The sequence below is a fragment of the Ruoffia sp. FAM 20857 genome (assembly GCF_045528645.1).
In the GTDB taxonomy this organism is placed as follows: domain Bacteria; phylum Bacillota; class Bacilli; order Lactobacillales; family Aerococcaceae; genus Ruoffia; species Ruoffia halotolerans.
On the sequence record NZ_JBGQRB010000002.1, the window covers coordinates 84,037 to 104,448 of the forward strand.

Annotated in this window: 14 protein-coding genes; all 14 read right to left on the minus strand. The window is 38.4% G+C overall.

Annotated elements, in window-relative coordinates:
- Positions 1-334 precede the first annotated feature (334 nt).
- The 14 genes from ACEN4N_RS01025 to ACEN4N_RS01090 all read right to left on the minus strand — a co-directional run bounded on the left by ACEN4N_RS01025 (position 335) and on the right by ACEN4N_RS01090 (position 20,364).
- Positions 335-1,075: a helix-turn-helix domain-containing protein gene (locus ACEN4N_RS01025; RefSeq protein ID WP_407093525.1), complete on the minus strand. Its 741-nt coding sequence runs from the start codon at positions 1,073-1,075 to the stop codon at positions 335-337.
- Positions 1,076-1,379: 304 nt separating this feature from the next.
- A complete protein-coding gene (locus ACEN4N_RS01030; protein WP_407093526.1) occupies positions 1,380-2,753 on the minus strand; it encodes an NAD-dependent succinate-semialdehyde dehydrogenase in 1,374 nt (457 codons plus the stop codon).
- Positions 2,754-3,251: 498 nt separating this feature from the next.
- The gene (locus ACEN4N_RS01035; RefSeq protein WP_197105125.1) at positions 3,252-4,481 is read right to left on the minus strand and encodes a dihydrolipoamide acetyltransferase family protein; all 1,230 of its coding nucleotides are present in this window, start codon (positions 4,479-4,481) and stop codon (positions 3,252-3,254) included.
- Between the two features lie 13 nt (positions 4,482-4,494).
- Positions 4,495-5,532 (minus strand): alpha-ketoacid dehydrogenase subunit beta, encoded by a 1,038-nt coding sequence (locus ACEN4N_RS01040; RefSeq protein ID WP_407093527.1) that lies wholly within the window; start codon positions 5,530-5,532, stop codon positions 4,495-4,497.
- Between the two features lie 26 nt (positions 5,533-5,558).
- Entirely contained in the window at positions 5,559-6,629 is a 1,071-nt protein-coding gene (locus ACEN4N_RS01045; RefSeq protein ID WP_138405293.1) for a thiamine pyrophosphate-dependent dehydrogenase E1 component subunit alpha, read from the minus strand.
- A 13-nt stretch (positions 6,630-6,642) separates the two neighbouring features.
- On the minus strand, positions 6,643-7,986 hold the full coding sequence (lpdA, locus tag ACEN4N_RS01050; protein ID WP_407093528.1) for a dihydrolipoyl dehydrogenase: 1,344 nt from the start codon (positions 7,984-7,986) through the stop codon (positions 6,643-6,645).
- Between the two features lie 35 nt (positions 7,987-8,021).
- Complete coding sequence (locus ACEN4N_RS01055) at positions 8,022-10,619, minus strand: ATP-dependent Clp protease ATP-binding subunit (protein WP_407093529.1); 2,598 nt, start codon at positions 10,617-10,619, stop codon at positions 8,022-8,024.
- A 234-nt stretch (positions 10,620-10,853) separates the two neighbouring features.
- Entirely contained in the window at positions 10,854-12,656 is a 1,803-nt protein-coding gene (locus ACEN4N_RS01060; protein ID WP_407090748.1) for a sigma-54-dependent Fis family transcriptional regulator, read from the minus strand.
- Positions 12,657-12,749: 93 nt separating this feature from the next.
- The gene (gene rpoN, locus ACEN4N_RS01065; protein WP_407090749.1) at positions 12,750-14,138 is read right to left on the minus strand and encodes an RNA polymerase factor sigma-54; all 1,389 of its coding nucleotides are present in this window, start codon (positions 14,136-14,138) and stop codon (positions 12,750-12,752) included.
- Between the two features lie 367 nt (positions 14,139-14,505).
- The gene (locus ACEN4N_RS01070; RefSeq protein ID WP_197105118.1) at positions 14,506-14,844 is read right to left on the minus strand and encodes a hypothetical protein; all 339 of its coding nucleotides are present in this window, start codon (positions 14,842-14,844) and stop codon (positions 14,506-14,508) included.
- 301 nt (positions 14,845-15,145) lie between these two features.
- Positions 15,146-16,495, minus strand: a complete 1,350-nt coding sequence (locus ACEN4N_RS01075; RefSeq protein ID WP_407093530.1) for an FGGY family carbohydrate kinase — start codon at positions 16,493-16,495, stop codon at positions 15,146-15,148.
- Positions 16,492-17,385, minus strand: coding sequence for an NADP-dependent phosphogluconate dehydrogenase (locus ACEN4N_RS01080; protein ID WP_407093531.1), 894 nt, complete (start codon positions 17,383-17,385; stop codon positions 16,492-16,494). The genes ACEN4N_RS01075 and ACEN4N_RS01080 overlap by 4 nt, the downstream gene beginning before the upstream one ends.
- Positions 17,386-17,395: 10 nt before the next feature.
- A complete protein-coding gene (locus ACEN4N_RS01085) occupies positions 17,396-18,721 on the minus strand; it encodes a 6-phospho-alpha-glucosidase (RefSeq protein WP_407089812.1) in 1,326 nt (441 codons plus the stop codon).
- A gap of 26 nt (positions 18,722-18,747) precedes the next feature.
- The gene (locus ACEN4N_RS01090; RefSeq protein WP_407093532.1) at positions 18,748-20,364 is read right to left on the minus strand and encodes a PTS transporter subunit EIIC; all 1,617 of its coding nucleotides are present in this window, start codon (positions 20,362-20,364) and stop codon (positions 18,748-18,750) included.
- Positions 20,365-20,412 lie beyond the last annotated feature (48 nt).

The window sequence follows — 20,412 nt, forward strand, 5'->3', positions numbered from 1 at the left end:
AGTGTTGGTGAATATTTAAGGCGATAGATTTAGTTCTATCGTCTTATTTTTTGATGTAAGTTATTTCGCGATCTGTTGGATTGGAGGATATTCTTTTATAGAGCCCCTTCGTCACAAAAATACAATGGGCGTACAGATTCAGCATTAAGTTGTTGAAGTTGGGTTGAGATTAAAATACGACACCTTAAGTGACCGTAATTGCGATAACCTTAGTCAGATCGTTTGATTATCTAGATTTTATTTACGGTGCCTTCCACAACGCTATTCGAGAGTGTATAAGTTAAGCTGTTTTTAATATCTAACGCGTAGGAAGTTAAGGTTCGAAACGCTGTTCTCACCTTGTGTGGGAATACCTATCCATGGTGATGGTTTTTACCTGCCGCCGTTCTTCCAGTGAGAGCCGTAAGAAATAAGCCCTTAAATACAGTTGAGTTCGGCCTTCAAGGATCTCCACCATTTGATGTGTCGCGTTATTCATTAACAGACACGACATTGCCCCAGGAACATTTTTAACCGATTTAAATTCATCGATCGTCAAGTGGGACGGTAAGCAACTGGATTTAGGATTTAGGTTGTCCCCATAGGTTTTTAATTGACGGATGACCGTTGTAGTTGAAACATTCAGGTGTTGGGCGATGAAGGTCATGGACTGCATCTGAGCTAATTCTTCAAGGATGACATACTTCACCGCATTAGAAATAAAACAATGCCGACGAGTTAAGGGAGTGACGGCCACTGTGGTCCGACGGCAATGTTTACACAAATAGCGTTGTTTCTTTAACTTTAAATAGACAGGTTGAAAGTTGTATTGTCCCAATAAAACAACGGAATTCATCGTACCGTTTCGAATGATATCGTGACTACTTTGATTTAGACAGCCACAATGAGAACAGGCTTGAGGCAGATGATCGAGATCCCCGTCACCGTGAGGACTTTTCGATGGGTCACCTTCACATCCAGGGACGTCGATTGAGCCGATGGCGGTAGAATGTAAGTAAGCCATGTTGATTTCCTTACTTATGTGTTTGGTCGTACTTACATCATAGCGGAAATCACTGGCTTTTTGTGTATACAAAAATAGTGCGGGTGATTTCTCACCAACACTAAAAAATATAAAACCAAAAAAACAACCTCACACTAAAAAGCATAAGGTCGTTCTGATTGGATGTAAGGACTGATTTCTAAGATCTATTCACTATTTAGTACGACATGGGAAACGATATGATTAATTAAATTGTGCCAAATTTCTACAAAAAGTAGTCTTTTGAAGAATTATTTGGTATGCCTATTATTCTACTGATGTCTCTCTAAATAGTACTTGATTAAAAGTAGGGATAGGACCTGGTTTACAAGTCCTATCCATTATATTACAAGGTATTTTATTGTTTAGGTGTATAAATTAAATGTTCATTTAAGAAAGCAGTAAAGCCTAATTCACTTAATTCGCGACCATAACCTGAGTTTTTAACGCCACCGAATGGCAATTCTGGCAGTGAGGTCCAACCGGAGTTCATAAAGGACATCCCTGTCTCCACTTTTTCGGCAACTTTGCGAGCATGGTCTAAATCCTCACCATAAACTGAACCACCAAGCCCATAACTAGAATCGTTGGCTAACTCTACCGCCTCATCTTCATCTTTAACTTTATGAACGATAGCTACGGGACCAAAGATTTCTTGATTAAAGATTGGGTTGTCTTTTGTAATATCAGTCAATATCGTTTGCATTACAAAGTTACCTGGATGGTCAATCGGCTCGTTACCATAAACCACTTTTGCTCCATTATCAACTGCTAATTGAATTTTTTCTAAGACCTCTTCCTTCGCTTTTGCTGATGATAGTGGGGCTAAGGTTGTTTCTGGATCCATTGGATCTCCCCATTTAGCTCCTTTGAAGCTTTCAACTAATATCTTTAAGAATGCATCGTAATTTTTCTCTGTCACGATGAAACGTTTAGAAGAAGTACACACTTGCCCGGCATTATTCAAACGTAAGCCTGGTAGTAATTCTTTTAGGCCATCTAAGTTCGCATCATCCAAGACGATAAATGCATCATTACCACCAAGTTCTAAGGTCGATTTCTTCAAGTTACGCCCGGCAATCTCAGCAATCGTTGCTCCCCCACGTTCAGAACCTGTTAGACAAACACCTGAAACTCGTGGATCAGCAATCACTTTAGCAACTTGATCATAATCTGCGAATAAGTTCTTGTAGGCTCCTTCTTGCCCGCCAGCTTCTTTTACTAAATCTTCAAAAGCTTGAGCAGATCCTGGACAGATGGAAGCATGCTTAAGAACCATTGGGTTACCTGCTACATAGTTTGGTGCGAATACGCGCATAATTTGGTAGTAAGGGAAGTTCCATGGCTCCACTGCCATAATCACCCCTGTTGCTTGGCGCACGACATAAGCGTCTCCTGTATCTGTTTCAAAAGGAATTGGTTTCAGGAATTCGTCAGCCTTATCAGCATAGTATTCTGCAATGGAAGCAGATAATTCGACTTCACCCTTAGCTTCTTCGAATAATTTACCCATATCTTTTGTCATAATCTCAGCGTATTTATCGATATCACGACGTAAAATTTCAGCTACTTTATATAAGACCGCTTTTCTATCTTCTAATTGCCCCTCTTTGCGCCATTGTTTGTATAACCTGTGACCATTCTCTAGATGTTTCTCAATCTCTTGATCCGAAATATTTTCGTATGTCTTCAAAACCTCGTTAGTAAAGGGATACTTTGTTTGATATGCCATAAAATAATTCCTCCTTAGAATAATATATATTTTTATTATAACACAAATGATAGCGCTTGCTAGTATTTGGCTCCTAACTCACTATGTTAATTTATAATCACCTATAAATTTATATAATTCATTGTAAGAGGTTTCATTAATAATTCTAAAACGAATAATATTTTTTTATGCTATCAATCTCTAAATTAAAATCCGTTATAATACATCCATTGCCACATGTCACTACTCCCGTTACAATCCGAAATAACTCCCTCTTTAATATATTTGTAAATTAGAAGATGGGGCGTCGTAAAGCGCCGCCACGGACCAAACTGTCTAAAGTAGTAAGTCATTTCGTACCTAATTACTCAAACCTCTTCAATATCGAAACCCTATCAAGCATTGAGAAAACTATTAAAATCCATGGATACCTCACAATCCTCATTCAATCAAAAAGCAACAGAACTAACAAAATTGGGCTAGTTCTGTTGCTTTCTTTACGCTTATTCTCTTTTATTTTTATAACATCAATCTGTATGGGTCATTAAGGTATTCAGATACTGTCTCTAAGAAACGAGAGGCTGGTGCGCCATCAATAATTTGATGATCATAGGTTAAGCTTAATGGTAATTTTTGATGAACGGTGACGGTTCCTTCAGTGTCTAACGCAAGTTCATCGCTTAAAGTACCTACTCCGAGTATTGCTACTTCTGGCAGATTAATGATTGGAGTAAAGTACTCAATATTAGCACCACCTAGATTCGTAATAGTGAATGTTGATCCTGAATATAAGTCTCCTGGTAAGCTACCATTTCGAGCTTGTGAAGCAACGCTTGCGATGGTAGAACCAAGTTGAGATAAAGTCATTTGATCTGCCTCTCGAATGACTGGAACAACAAGGCCTTCTTCGATGTCTGTTGCCATACCAATATGAATAGCTTCTTGTACTTCATGGATTCCATTATGATACCAAGCATTCAATTCTCTGTTTTCTTGTAAGGCTAATATCACCGCTCTTGTCACTAAAGTATTAATCGATAATTCACCTTTATTTAGTGGACGAGAGACTTTTTCTTTTATCTCTTTGCGGAAAGCCATTAAGTTGGTTATATCGACTTTTCTGTGGTTTGTTACTTGAGCTGTTGTTTGAACACTTTCCATCATTCGTTGTGCAATCGTCTTACGCATCCCACTTAAGCCAATACCCCATGTAGCGGTATCCTTACTTTGAACACTTGATACGACTTTTTCACTTGGTACATATCTATCAATATCTAGACGCGTAATACGATGATTGCCACCCGTTCCGTTAACATCCGAGAGATCAATCCCCTTCTCTTCAGCCATCTTACGAGCAAGAGGTGTTGCAAAGATTCGCTCACCATCGCTTCCTTGATTACGTGGTTTACTGCTCGTCTCTTCTTTCGTTGAAGCACTTGAAACTTCTTCAGATGCTTCTTCTGGAACATCTGGAACATCCTTATCCTGTTCGTCTGATGCTACTTCTTCACCTTCTTCACCTACAATAGCTATAACTTCTTTAATGGGTAGAACATCCCCTTCTTGTACATTGATTTTCAATATAGTACCACTGACGGGTGATTCTACAGGACTTGATAATTTTTCAGAACTTATCTCTGCAATCACATCTCCTGTGTTTATTGCATCTCCTTCATTGAAATACAGTGTTTCAATGGTCCCTTCTGTCATCGTTAAGCCCAAGGTAGGCATTACAATATTTTTTGCCATTTATACTCCCCCCTTATGCTCTTGCTTTGAGATCATCGATTAATTCAGCTGCTTCTGTTAATACTTTTTCCGCATCTGGTAGATAAAGTGCTTCTAGATTTGTTGCGAACGGTGTAGGTGTATTTGGTGCACAGATGGTTTTGATAGGGCCATCAAGATAATCAAAAGCTTTCTGTCCTACAACCGATGCAATATCTATAGCTGTATTGTTATGAGGGTTTGCTTCATCAATAACAATTAAACGATTTGTTTTCTTAACAGATTCAATGACCGTTTCTTGATCCCAAGGTGCTACTGTCCGTAAATCAATAACTTCAACAGATACTCCATCTTTTTCGAGAGTCTCAGCCACATTTAAAGCCACATATAACATCTTTCCAATGGTTACAATCGTTAAGTCTTCACCTTCACGAACGACATTTGCTTTTCCAATCTCAACAGTATAATATTCTTCTGGCACTTCTCCTTTGAGTCCATATAGAGTTTTATCTTCAAAGAATACGACTGTATTGTTATCTTCAATCGAAGCTAAGAGTAAGCCTTTCGCATCATAGGCTGTCGCTGGGACCACACACTTGATACCTGGAATCGATCCTATCATTCCATAATAAGACCCTGAGTGTTGTGCTGCGGCTGAAGCTCCGGCACCATGGTTTGTTCGAACAGTCATTGGAACAGTGGCTTTGCCTCCAAACATATAACGCATTTTTGAAGCTTGTCCTAATAATGAGTCAAAAGAAAAACCAATAAAATCATTAAACATTAACTCTGGAACAGGTCTTAAGCCAGTTGCTGCCATTCCAACAGCTGCACCCATATATCCCATCTCGGATAGCGGGGTATCAATCACTCGATCTAAGCCATATTTTGGTCCTAAACCTTTCGTAACTCCAAATACCCCTCCCCAAGCATCTTCATTCTGCTCTTCCAAGTGAGGGACTGCGGTTCCTCCGTGAATATCTTCTCCTAACAGAATAACATTCTCATCTTTTTCCATTGCTTGGTCTAAAGCCTCGTTAATTGCATTCATAAAGTTAATTTGTCTGGTCATTGTATTGTCTCCTTTCTGTGTTTGGGTTACTCAGCAAAAACATCTTCATATAAAGATTCAGGTCTTGGTTGTGGACTCTCTTCTGCAAACTTAATAGCAGCTTCGATATCAGCTTCTGATTGCGACCGAATGTCATCAAGTTCTTCCAGTGTGAGCAGTCCATGTTCCACTGCATAATCTCTAAATATATCCAGAGGATCCGTGTCCGCTAATCGTTTTTCAAAGCCATCTTCTTTGTTTTTATAATTTTGTTCATCACCTTCAAAGTGACCATAATTACGGAATGTAACACATTCAATTAAAGCAGGGCCTTCTCCTTTACGAGCGCGTTCAATATATTCTCCTGCTACTTCATATACAGCCATTAAGTCCTTACCATCTACACGAACACCTGGCATATCATAAGCTGCCGCTCTTTCAGCTATCGTATCCGAAGCCGATGCATACCACTGTGGTGTTGACTCAGCAAAGAAGTTATTCTCACAAACAAAGATAATAGGTAAATTCCAGATTGAAGCCATGTTTAAACACTCGTGGAATAACCCTTCGTTAGAAGCCCCATCTCCAAAGAAACAAACTGCTACATTGTCTTCTTTTTTATATTTGATTTTCATTCCTGCACCAGTTGCCAGACCGAATCCTGCACCAACCATTCCGTTAGCACCTAGAATCCCTTTATCCACATCGGCAATGTGCATTGATCCTCCTTTACCTTTACCTAAACCAGTCTCTTTACCAAAGATTTCTGCCATCATACCGTTGAGATCGCCGCCTTTAGCAATACAATGACCATGACCACGGTGAGTAGAAGTAATATAATCATCATCTGTCAAGTGAGCGCAAATACCCGTCGCAACAGCTTCCTCCCCAGCATATAAGTGCACAAATCCTGGAATTATCCCTTGTGCGAAGAATCGTCTCACATTGTCTTCAAAATTCCGGATATTTTCCATTGTCTGATACATGTCTTTCGCTTTATCTGCAGTCACAGCCTCCGCGGCAGCTTTGGTTGATGTCCGAATCTCTAGTTGTACCAAATCTTTTAACGCCGTTTCGCTACGTCCTTCTAATTGTGGAATTGATTTTTCTTTAACCATTATTTCTTCCTCCTTATATTTCTCTTACAATCACTTTAGCAACATCTTGAACAAGTTCAGAAACTGTTGGATGTGAGTAAACCGTTGAGGCTAGTTCATAGATCGTACCTTCTGCTTCTACTAGTGTGAGTACTTGATGTAATATTTCTGTCGCCTCTGGACCACAAATAATTGCTCCAAGAATCTCGCCATATTTACGTTCGACTATTAACTTAATAAAACCCTCTGTCTGATCGACTGCAATTGCACGACCATTAAAGCCGAATGGCAATTGAGATATTACAACGTCATAACCTTGCACTTTAGCTTCTTCTTCAGAAAGACCGAAGGTCGCCACTTCAGGATGTGTAAAGAGTGATCTAGGAACGTGACAATTGAGGAGCGGACGTTCTTTCATCTTATTCATCGCCCGAACAGCTTTAATTCCTTCTGTACTGGCTGAATGAGCTAGTGTATAGCCACCAATCACGTCACCAACAGCGTAGACATGGGGTTTCGATGTTTGATAATATTCATCCACTGCTATAAACTTACCTTGCTCATCAAATTCAAGATTCATCGCTTGAGCTAAGTCTATATTCGGTTTACGCCCGGTTGCGATGAGTAATCGATCATAGGTATATTGCTTATCACCTTCCAGTTCAACGGTGTTATTTGTAACGTTTTTAATAACCACTTCCGTTTCGACTGTCATCCGGTTCTTTAACTTCTGCTTAATGATTTTTCTTGCATCTTCGTCTTCTGTGAGTAGAATGTCTTTGGCAACTTCAAGCATGGTCACCTCAACACCCAGTGCTTCCATTGCAAAGGCCAATTCAACTGCAATGACGCCACCGCCAATAATCACTAACTTCTCTGGTAATACTTCCATTGAGAAGAAGGTATCTGTCGTTAGATACGGTTGTGAACTTAACCCAGGTATCGGTGGTATAAATGGTTGACTTCCTGTTGCTAACAACACATCTTCATAAGTGATTTTTTCGCCATTGACTTCAAATGTATTATTTGAGATATAAATTGCCTCCCCTTCAATAAAATCAATATTTAATGATTTAAATGTAGAGTGAATCCCTTTTTGTAAACTTGCGATGACTTTATTTTTTCGCTCGTATAGTTGAGTAAAGTCCACGCCACTCAACTCCACCTGCATACCATTTTGTTGTGCTTTACTTATGGAATCAATCCAGTGAGCATGCTCTAAATAAGCTTTACTCGGGATACAGCCAACATTCAAGCATGTTCCTCCAATAGCTTGGCGCTCAATTACCGCGACACTCTTACCCAAACGAGCTGCTTCTTCCGCTGCAACATAACCACCTGGACCCGCACCAATGACCAATACATCATAATGCTTCAAATTACTTTGCCTCCTTTTTTAAAACGCTTTCAAAACTATTCATTTTCTTTCTCCAAATAACTAAACCTTAATTGACCGTTATTAAGCTTTACGAATGCCCAAGTATCTGAGATAATGTCTTGTTTTATTAATTCCCTGGCTAGAGGCGTTTCCAATTGATCAACGATAAATCGTTGAAGAGGCCTCGCACCAAGTGTTGGATCATAACCATTTTCTGCAATCCAGCCTTTCACTTCTTCAGATACAACTAAATCAATCCGATAACGATGTAAACGCTGAGCTAAATCAGCAATCATTAAGTCAACTATGCTGTACATATCATCCAAGGTCAGTGGATTAAATAATAATATATTATCAATTCGATTTAGAAACTCGGGTCGGAAATGATGTTTCAGTTCATCTTTGACTTCATTTTGAACTTTTTCGGATATTTCCTTATCTCGCTCTAACCCTTCGAGCAACTTCAGTGATCCGATATTACTCGTCATAATTAGGATTGTATTTTTAAAGTCAATCGTTCTCCCCTGTGAATCCGTTAATCGCCCTTCATCTAGAACTTGTAAGAGAATATTGAACACATCTGGATGAGCTTTTTCTATTTCATCGAATAAGACTACGGAATAGAGTCGGTGCCTTACTGCTTCTGTTAGCTGTCCCCCTTCTTCATAGCCTATATAACCTGGAGGTGGTCCCACTAATTTGGCTACAGCATGCTTCTCCATAAATTCTGACATATCCAAGCGAACCATCTCTAGCTCACTACCGAACAAGACATCTGCCAGTGATTTAGCAAGTTGAGTCTTTCCTACGCCGGTAGGACCTAAGAATAAGAATGAGCCGATTGGATGGTTTGGATCTTGAACGCCCGCTCTAGACCGGATGATAGCTTGAGCCACCTTGTCTACAGCTTGATCTTGGCCAACAACACGTTGCTTAATAATTTGATCTAATTGCAATAGCCGTTGTCGTTCATTTTCCATAACCCCTTGGACTTTAATCCCTGTTAGTTTCTCAACAATTTCTGCAATATCTGACTCTTCCACTGTATGTCGAATGAGATATAATTCATCGATATTTGCTAGTCGTTGTTCTTCTAAGGCTTCTATCTTTCTATTAATATTAGGAAGAAGTAGTTGAGTAATCTGTACGTACTCGTCTAATTCACCTTTTAGCTGAGCTTCTTTAGCTAATTTTAATTGATAGATTTTATCTTCATTCAATTCTTGTAACTGTTCAATGATCTTTTGTTCAACTTCCCAATGCTTTATTTTCTGATCTAACCGAGCGTTTAATTGATCTAAGTTACGACTTAAGTCTTCTTCAACGCTTTCTGTAAAGCCCTGTTCTTGTTTTAGTTTTTCGATCTTGACTTGAGTGATCTCATCTTTTAATGTTTGGATTTGTGCCGGCATACTCTTTATCCGAATATGTCGAACAGCACTTGCCTCGTCCATCAAGTCAATGGCCTTATCCGGCAGGAATCGATCGGTCATGTAACGATTCGAGAGATTCACAGCGGCTATGACGGCATCTTCAGTAATCTCAACTCCATGATATACTTCATAACTGTCCTTCACGCCCGATAATATATCGATTGCTTCATCAAGAGTTGGCTCTGAAACAAGAATTCGTTGGAAACGCCGTTCTAAGGCTTTGTCTTTTTCAATATTCTCCCGATATTCATCTTGAGTCGTTGCTCCTATACAGCGAAGCTCACCCCGAGCTAACATTGGCTTGAGAATATTTCCTGCATCCATCGAACCTTCGGTCTTACCTGCCCCTACAATCGTATGAATTTCATCAATGAACAAAATAATTTTATCATTTGAATCTCGGACATCATTTAGAACTGCTTTTAACCGTTCTTCAAATTCACCTCGATATTTAGCACCTGCAACAAGTGAGCTCATGTCTAAGTTATAAACGACTTTGTCCTTCAAGTTATCAGGAACGAGTCCTTGCTCAATCTTTTGTACCAGTCCTTCGACAATCGCTGTCTTACCTACACCAGGCAGCCCGATTAAAATAGCATTATTTTTTGCTTTTCTTGACAAGACACGAATAATTTCTTCAATTTCTTGCTCCCGTCCAATAATCTTATCAAGCTTACCTTGTTGGTACCGTTCATTTAAGTTTGTTGAATACTGATCCAATGCGTGATATACCATCTCTTGGTTCTCAGAAGTTGCTCGTTTCCCCTTACGAACCCGATTCAGTTTTTCTAATATAAGATCACGATCTATATCATTTTTTAATAAGAATGCTGTGATTGGATTATAGTTTTGATTCATCAATGCCAGAATAAAATGCTCAGAACTACAGATCTCATCGCGCAATTCCTTCGCTTCTTCTTTTGCACTTTCAATTAAACGATCGTACCTCGGCGTCTGCTGTTGAGCGAATTGACTATCACTCCCTCGACTCACAGGTAACTTATCCAATTCCTGATTAATGAGTTGTACCATCTCATTAATATCAATCTCTAGTGATTCATAGAAATCAAATACAAAATGTTTAGGTTGCATCCAGACTGACCATAGATGAGGGATATCAACTTGAATCTGTTGTCTTTCTTTAGCAAGCGTCTGCGCATCGCTAAATGCTTGAATTACATTATTAGTAAATTCATTCATTCAGTCCAGACTCCTTTCCGTTAATGTATTATTGCGTATAATTTTTGCTTTATCATCGCTCCTTTAATGATGTTTCCTCTCTACTTAATATATAGCAATTTCCGTGCCAACTTTTGAAAAGGCGATATAAACTACGTTGACTCATTGAATAAAATACTTTATGTAACAAGGTGCAACAATTTGTTTCAATTGGTGTATCCTGTGTCCTATGTGGAACAAGGTGAAACAGTTTATCTATATTACATCTAATTGGTATTTCTTAATCTTGCGATAGAGGGTAGTTCGTGACATATTCAAAGCTTTCGCAGCGTGACTCTTATGATAATTATATTCTTCAAGTGTTTGAAGAATTTTTTCTGCTTCATTTTTAGGTTGTATATTTTTTTCTTGTTCTATTTTCACCCTAAGGTTACTTGGTGCTTGTGGAGCACTAAAGGTGGTCATTTCAATTAACTCTTTGATGACAGGCAAGCTAGGTTGTTCGATAGGATAGAACATATACAACCGTTCAAGAAAATTGTTAAACTCTCGAATATTCCCATACCAAGGATAGTGTTTCGTTATGTCGAATAATTCTCTCTTCCACGTAATTTGCCACTTTTTCTTCTGGCAGAATGATTCAATTAATGGAAGTAAATCTTCTGTTCGTTGACGTAAAGGTGGTATTTGAAGTGGAATGACATAGAGTCGGTAGTATAAATCTTCTCTAAAGCGACCTTCACAAACGGCAGTTTTCAAATCCTGATTAGTTACTGTCACAATTCGAAAATCAACCGTGTAAGATTTATTGCTACCAATCGGTGTCACCTGTTTTTCTTCAATCGCACGTAGTAATGCGGCTTGCATTTTTAAAGACATACTGTCCACTTCGTCTAAGAAGAGTGTGCCTCCTTCTGCTTGTTGCATCTTACCGCTATAGCCTTCCTTGCTCGCTCCGGTAAATGCCCCAGCCGCATACCCAAACAACTCACTTTCTAGTAAGTTTTCACTAATTGAACCACAATTTAGACTAATTAATGGTCCATCCTTATATGGACTATTATAGTGAATCGTTTTGGCAATAATCTCCTTACCAGAACCTGATTCACCTCGTATATGAACGGGTACAGTACCCTCAGCCGCCTTATAAACTTTCTCTAAAAAATTCTGATAAGCCTTATTCTCTGATAGTACACCTGGATAATATTTTCTTTCTGTATGATTATTGGTATAGAATTGATACTTATAACCAATCAGCTCCTGATCATACAAAAGGGACTCAACATTATACAGACCGTCATATTGATGACAAAAAGCTTCAATATCAATACCTAGAGATAGTTGCTTATACCTTTCCATTTCAGTAGGAAAGTAAACCACTTGCTTGTGCTCATTGCAAAGCACGCTATGATTATCAGTACCTACTACATAAGTCATTAAAGCTTGCTGCTGCTTGATTCGACGTTGGAATAAACGGTTCATGACTCGCTCAGCAATTAACTGTGTAACACTTTGGTGTTCAATATGATTATTCTTATAGGTGGAAATATCTAATATGCCTACTAGATGATCCCCATCAAATATGGGACATGCAAAACAACTCCATTCATGCGATGCAACTGCATAGTGCTCAAAACGAGATACCTTTTGACTCATCCTTTTTGATATAGCGAGTGATATCGCATTTGTTCCCACATCGAGCTCGTTCCACCGACTCCCCTCAAAGAAGCCAATATTATTTGCTTGATCAATCGCTCTAGCGTTCCCTTGCCTCCAAATAATATAGCCTTCTGCATCGGTTAAGATAAACAATGATTCACTTTGATTTAAAATTTTAGATATCTTGATAATCTCTTCTTCAACTAAATCAATTAATAGTTTATGACGCTTCTGTTTCATTGATAATTGGTCATAACGTAATACTGTATTACTAACCATTTGAAACGGATTTAAATCCTTTTTGCGACATACTTCCCATGAATTAGCTATTTTATCCGGTAATGCATCAGGATTAATTACTTTTTTAATGACAAACTCTTTCCACAATAATTCGTTCAACGTTCATCACCCCTCAGTTATATTATAACTTGCTCTCATAAGTAAGTGAAGCGCTTTCTTTAAATTATAAAAAATATTCATAACTCTTTTCCATTACTTAATCCTTCTTTTTGTTGTGGATAAGATGCCTAATTCCTTGCGATATTTATTAACCGTACGACGTGAGATCGCGTAACCTCTCTCATGAAGAATATCCGCTAGTTTCTGATCTGATAAGGGATGTTGCTTGTCTTCTTGATTAATTAACTTTTGAATTTCTTTTAATATAAATTGTTGACTTAACTCTTCACCTGATTCTGACTGAACTGATGATGTTGTAAAGAGTTTTCGCAATTCAAATGTACCAAAATCAGTATAAAAATACTTACCTTGAATAGTACGACTTACTGTGGAAGGACTAAGGTCACATCTTTCAGCTATTTGTTTAATCGTTAATGGAGACACTTGATGCCCTTTTGAATTGAAAAAAAGCGCTTGTGCTTCAATAATTGCTTGTGTAACTTGAACGAGTGTCACTTCTCTACGTTTCAAACTATACGAGACAGCTCTCACTTGCTGTCGCTTGTCCTTGATAAATTCTTTCAAATCAGTATCATCAATGGCTTTCATTTCTTGATAATATGTATCATTAAAACTTAATTTCGGTAAGTTTTGAAAATTATAAGATACTTCGTATCCCTCTTCTTTCTGTTGAATAAATACATCTGGTTCAATATATTGTGTTTCCTCACTATAAAAGTAAACCGCAGGCGTTATCGCTAAGGTTTGATAATAAGCGACTGTCTCTAATATATCCTCAATAGAAACATTTAAATGATTAGATATCGTTTGGTATTCACGATTGACTAACTCATTAAAGTATATTTCTAAAACAACGTAAGCTATCTCTGGAGCTGATGGGTCGTGTTCAGTTTGAAGCATCCATAATTCCCTCAAATCACGCGCACCAACACCAACGGGTTCTAATTGTTGAAGTAAAGTGATCGCATCGAGTAACTCAATCGTATCACACTCTAGAATCAATTGTAACGCTTCGTCTGACTTGCTAAGAAAGCCATGTTCATCGAATTCATCCACTAGCCTAATCATCAGATCTCGCAAACGGGTCTTGCGATAACACATGATTTGGTCTATTAAATTAGTTCGAAAGGATTGTTGTCTCTGATCCTCTAGTTGATTTATCATTGCTTGGTGATTATCTTGCCTATCTGATGAGTTAACCATGTTACCATATGAATCATACTGACTAACACCATCTTCAATCAGAATATTATCGAATCCTAACGAATTAATCTCTAACATATCTCGTGTATCTTCAACAACCATGAAGGGATTCTCTTGTGATATATCCATCAATAATTGACTTAAATCTTCACGAGCTGTTTGAAGGATTCTTAACGCTTGTAACTGGTCAAAACTCATTTGTTGACGTTGCTTTTGCATTAATTCAGTATTTAATGATGTACCTCTTTCCCGTTTCATATTCTCATTCCCCCATACTTGATACTTTATTATACCATATCTGTATCATTACTCATTAGTCGTAATAGATAACGCTAATAATGTTATTTGGTTAAGATTTAAAGTGGTAGATGGGAGCGTTGTGAGAGGTGATGCCAAGCTCCGAATCAATAAAAACGGTGCGTCGTAAGGTGTCACCACGCTCTGGTTTAGTGGATTCAGTCTATCGCGAAGAGCTGCCACGCTCCGCTTAGTTGAATATCGACTCACGCATCCCAACAAAGTTGTGATAAAACTATATACTTGAATATTAATCTAGAATTTCCAAAACAAAAACACCTACAAGCTATCTCAACTCGTAGATGTTCCTCTAAAAATATATATTTCATCACCACTCAGCATTCTTATGCTCCCATCCAGTCCATGGGTATGGCGTAACGAAAATAACTTCTCTCATTTCTGGATGTTCAACAGCATCGTAAGTTTGATAGTGATTATCATATCCCCGAACCGTTAAATAAAAATAACCATCCCCATCAGCTTGAACTGTCTCCCAGTAACCATTACCCAAACCTACAGTAGCAATGATCGTAACCGTTGCATATGGGTATGTATAACCTTCTATATAGTCTTGATTGAGAAAATAACGCTCTAGCGTTAAGAAGCCTGACTTATGCGCAAGCGCTGTTAGCCGGTATTCATAAACGTCTAGTGCATCTTGATACATAAGATTCCCATTCTCATTAAAGACATTGACCTCACAATATTACCTAGTATGACTTTCAAATTTGGATTGCTTTAGGTAAAATAGCCGTTTGAGTTGGCCGATCCTTCATTAACATGGATTGATTACCCGAATTCATAGTCCCAGTCCATACCTCAAACGTGTAGAGTGGGTTCATATATCCTGAGATGATACCCTCTCTGTAAATAACGGGTTCAAAAGCAATCGTTTCATAAAAAACCCCCGAAATTAACCTGAGTCTCTGGGGTTTTATGTGATAGTCAAAGCTAAATCTAACTCTCAACTAAATCAATACGTTTTCCATATATTTCTTAAACATCGCATCATAGTCTTTGTCAAACTGCGGTTCAACAATCCGATATTCTCTGAGTAATTCCATCTCTTTAACAGCCGCAATACTTCCCAGTGTTTCTGCATTTTCTATCAGTGGAATGTATAATTTATAGCCTAAGATATCGGCAATTAATTGTGGGAATGCTTCGAGCTTTGTAATTCCTCCCACTAAACCAATGGCGTTAAAATCAGCAAGTTCTTCCAAGATACTCACATTGTGCTTAATATTAAACAACATTCCTAGAATAACCGAGAATAATACAGATTCTCTCGAACTTGTTCGTGTTAAAGCCAGTAAGTTTCCTGTTGCCGCCTCATCCCAAGTAGGTGCTCGCTCACCGTTTAAATACGGTACAAAGATACTTTCTGTATGCGGCCGTTTGGCTGCAATTGCATCCAACTCTTCAAAACTACTATTGAAGACTTTATTGGTCCAAGATAGAACATCTGCTCCATTGTTACTAGGTAAACCAAGTAAATATTTATTTTCCTTAATATTATAGGCAAAGTTTTGGTATTGATCGTTTAATTGGGCCTCTGAATGAATGACACGCACAGCATGGCTAGTGCCAATCGATAATACGGCCAGTTCATCCAAGTCACTAAATACGTAATTCGATGAGATGCCATCAGACGTTCCAATCGTGACCGTCACCTCCGCATCAAAAAGTAAAGGTAAAGCTGGTCGATTATAATCGACCGCTTCAATTCGTGGAAGATGATTAATACCCAGGCCAATCTCACTTAACGACCTATCATCCCAAGTCAACTCCGTCAAATTCAACAATCCACTGCTGGAGGCATTACTTACATCAAGTACCCATTCCCCTGTCAATCGGTGGAATAATATATCTTTTAATGATCCAACCCGCTTGTCTTTTTGATATATACTCAATAATTTATAATACGGATTCATGCTATGATTCGGCGTTCCAGTCCGGTAATATTGTTCTACTAATATTTCAGGACTCAACTGTTTAATCATCTCAGCCCCGCGAGTATCAGCCCAAGTTACCAAAGCTCCAAAGAGGGTATCATCTTGATTGATTAATTGAACACTATGCATTGCAGTTGTCAGAATGATTTCCAAGTTGCTAATGGCATTTCTTGATATCAAATCTTTCAAGCCAGCTCTAATATTTCCCCAAATTTCTTCCAAATCCATCTCAAATAGTGAGTCCGTTTTGTAGATAGTTAAGTGAGGCGCTATAACTGTATCGATGACTTCATATGTAGCATTAAATAAATTAATCTTGATATTCGTAGTTCCTACATCGATACTCGCAATGAATTTACTCAATATTCCTTATGCCCACCAAAGTTGAATCTCATGGCAGATAGCACTTGATTTGAGAAGGGCACCTCTTTCAAGGACGCGTTACGCTTCATTAATGATAAAGAAATGACAGGGGTAGGAACTTCCTCCTGTAGGGCTTCACTTACCATCCATTTTGCTTCACCAGATGCATGAACTTTCTGATTAAATTGGGCTAAGTCTTCATCTCTAGTTAACTCTTCATGAATATTATCCATTAAAGCTGACTCAATAATTGATCCATAACGCCAATTATTGGTGACACGACTTAAATCAAAGTCATAGTGACTCTGACTATGTAATAGTTCTAAGCCTTCAGCGATCGCTTGCATCATGCCATATTCAATCCCGTTATGAACCATCTTTAAGTAATGCCCACTTCCTGGTTGGGGGTAAAATTCAAAGCCGCCTGGTACGCAAAGTGAGGCTAATAAATCAAGTAATGCTTGGTCCGTCTCAGCTTGGCCACCTAACATCATACAAGCCCCATTCAGTGCCCCTTCAACACCACCCGATAGCCCACAATCATAGTACTTAATCCCTAAATCACGCAGTGCTTCAAAATTATCAATCGAATCTTTATAGAATGAATTCGAAAAATCAATAATCGCATCATCTTTTTTCAGAAGACTCGACAGTTCATAAATCGTTGCTTTCGTTGGTCCACCTGCTGGTAGAAGTAGAAATACTAAATTTTTCGTATCTTGAACTGATTTTAAGTCATTGATACTACTTAAGTAGTTTAGACGTTCATCAGAATAAATGTCAGAAATTAACGGATTCACATCGAATCCGTTAATTGTCTGACCTTGCTTATTCAATTGTTTAGCAAGCGATAACCCCATCTTGCCTAATCCAATAATTGTTATTTCCATAAAGACCACCTTAGTTTAATTCTGGCCAGAAATCACCATTGGCAACAATTAAATCATCTAATACTTCACGTGCTTTTGTTGCACTTGGTATCGTTCTAGATAATGTATAAGCTTGCCACACTTTTTGATAACTTCCTTCAATAAACCCTTCAACTAATAGTTTTTCCGATGAAGCCTGTTGGAACATTAGCGCTTGTTCGAACATTGGAATCTTTCCTTGAGCTAATGGCTCTGGTCCTTTTGAACCAATAATACATGGAACTTCAACCATGACATCATCTGGGAAGTTGGCAATCGCCCCATTATTTTCAACAATCATAATCATTCGCTCATGAGTATTGAATGCGATCGCTCGCGCTAAATCCACAATAAAAGATGCGTGACTATCAATATGGAAGCCATTTTCTTTAGCTGTTCCGGCAGCAATAATCCCTTTTGCTGTATCAAAGACATCTTTTTCACGTCCAGCCATTACTTCGTTTGCACGGGTGAATTCTGGATTAGAATGTTCAACCATTTCATCTGGGAACAGATAATATTGTAGGTATGTATTTGGCAAGAAGCGTGGCTCAACAGCGAATAAATCACGTGCTTTTTTATGTGTCTCTTGCCAGCTTGGGTCAGTATGTTGCGTATCAATCTCTACTTGGTTCAAGTATCCATTCTCTTTTACATAGGCTTTAACTTGTTCTGTGTAATCCGTTCCATCTTTTCCACGGATTGATGTCCACCAACCAAAGTGGTTTAAACCAAAGTAATCTACTTCTAATTCGTCTGGTGTCATGCCTAAGATCTGAGACATACGGCGTAACGTACCAACTGGCATATCACAAATATTTAAGACTTTAGATTCCGGCTTTAAGACGCGGCACGCTTCTGCTACGATTGATGCTGGGTTGGAGTAGTTTAACATCCAGCAATCTGGTGCATATTCTTCCATTAGATCGATTAATTCAATCATGCCACCAATACTTCGCATACCGTAAGCCATTCCACCCGGTCCACATGTTTCTTGCCCGATTAAGTCATGCTTTAACGGTATTTTTTCATCTTGTTCACGCATTGCATATTTCCCTACTCGTATGTGTGCCATACAGAAATCCATACCGGTGAAAGCTTTCTCTGGATCTGTCGTATAAGCGAAATCAATATCTGGTGCTTCTTCTTTTAACATAATATCAATCGCTTCACCTAAAATCGCTTGACGCGCTTCATCATTATCATATAGATACAATCTTTCTAAGGGGAAGCGGTCGATATTTTCAAGTAACATTTTAACAATACCTGGCGTAAATGTACTTCCGCCTCCTGCAATAACAACTGAGAATTTCTTCATAATTTAATGACGTCCTTTCCTAATGACTAATCTTTTGAACTGAAGCCTAATACTTCATCAACTGACTTTCTAATTGATCCAACTTGAACTCCGTATACTACTTGAACATTGTTCCCTTTGACAACAACTCCACTCGCTTGAGTTTCATTTTTCAACCCAGCTTCATCAACAAGTTCAGGATCTTTTAATACCGTTCGAAGTCTTGAATAACAATTCGTGACTGATTCGATATTATCTTTTCCACCTAACAACTCAACAACAGTAACTCCGATGCTTCCACGTTCTTGAGTAGCGACATCTACATCATCTTCATGGCTAAGGTTCGTTTGCTTATCTAAATAATCTTTTTTTGAATATAATCTTGTCTCTGCTCCCTCAGTCTCACGTCCGATTGTCTTCAAGTCCATAATTTTAATTAAGAGTCTAAAGACAACAAAGTAGATGACAAAGAACACAAGTCCAACCAAGATATACATTGGCCAGCCCGTTTTTTCAATTCCTAAAGGTACGTTCATTAATAAGAAATCAATAAAACCATTAGGACCAATTGAACGGACATTGAATATGTTTAATACAACCATACTTAAGCCACTTAAAGCCGCATGCACAACATATAAAATGGGTGCGATAAACATGAATGAAAATTCAATTGGTTCAGTAACTCCAGCAATAAATGAAGTAAAGGCTGCCGGAATAAGAATAGCTTTCGCACGTTGTTTCTTATCTGGATCTGCTGTAACGTACATTGCCAGACACGCTCCGATTAGACCAAACATCTTCGAAATACCACGCGCGTCCCAGATAACACTTTCAGATAATTGACGAATTGACGGTTCAACCATCTCAGCATAATAAATATTACGAGAACCCTCGAATACAGCTTCCCCAATTACTTCAGTCCCACCAAGTGATGAATATAAGAATGGTGTATAAACTAAGTGGTGTAAGCCTGTTGGGATAAGTAATCTTTCAAGAGCACCATATACGAACAGTCCAAAGTTACCAGCATGTTGAATCCACCCACCAAGTGAATTGATACCACTTTGGAAGAACGGCCAGATGTAAGTCATCACAATCGCAAAAATAACTACAACGGGAATTAAGACTATAAATGCAAAACGTGTTCCACCATAAATATTAAAAGCATTATTGAATTCAATATCTGCATACTTGTTGAATACATATGCGATGATGACACCAAGTAGGATCCCAGCGAATACACCCATGTCTAAAACTTGAACCCCTAGAACGACACTCTGTCCAGTTCCTCTTAAAGCTTCTGGATCAGCTAATGTTCCGTTAAGTTCCATAAATTTGTTCATAGCGTTAATGAAAACTAAAAATGCTAACATTGCAGTGAAACCAGCTTCACCTTTTTTATTATCAGCTAAACCAACCGCAATTCCGACACAGAATATGATACCTAAATTCTGTAGAATTGTTACTAATGATCCGGATATAATCGTTCCAAATCCGACGGTGTATGGATTATCTAGAAATGGTACCACCTCTAGTAAATTTGGATTCGTAAAGATATTCCCAATCGCAATCAACAAACCAGCTATCGGTAGAATCAAGACGGGAATGAACATCGCTTTTGAAAAACGTTGCATGACATCCATTATACTTTGCCCTTTGTTCATACATGAACCTCCTTTTTGTTTGTAAAAATACTCTACCATCAAAACGCT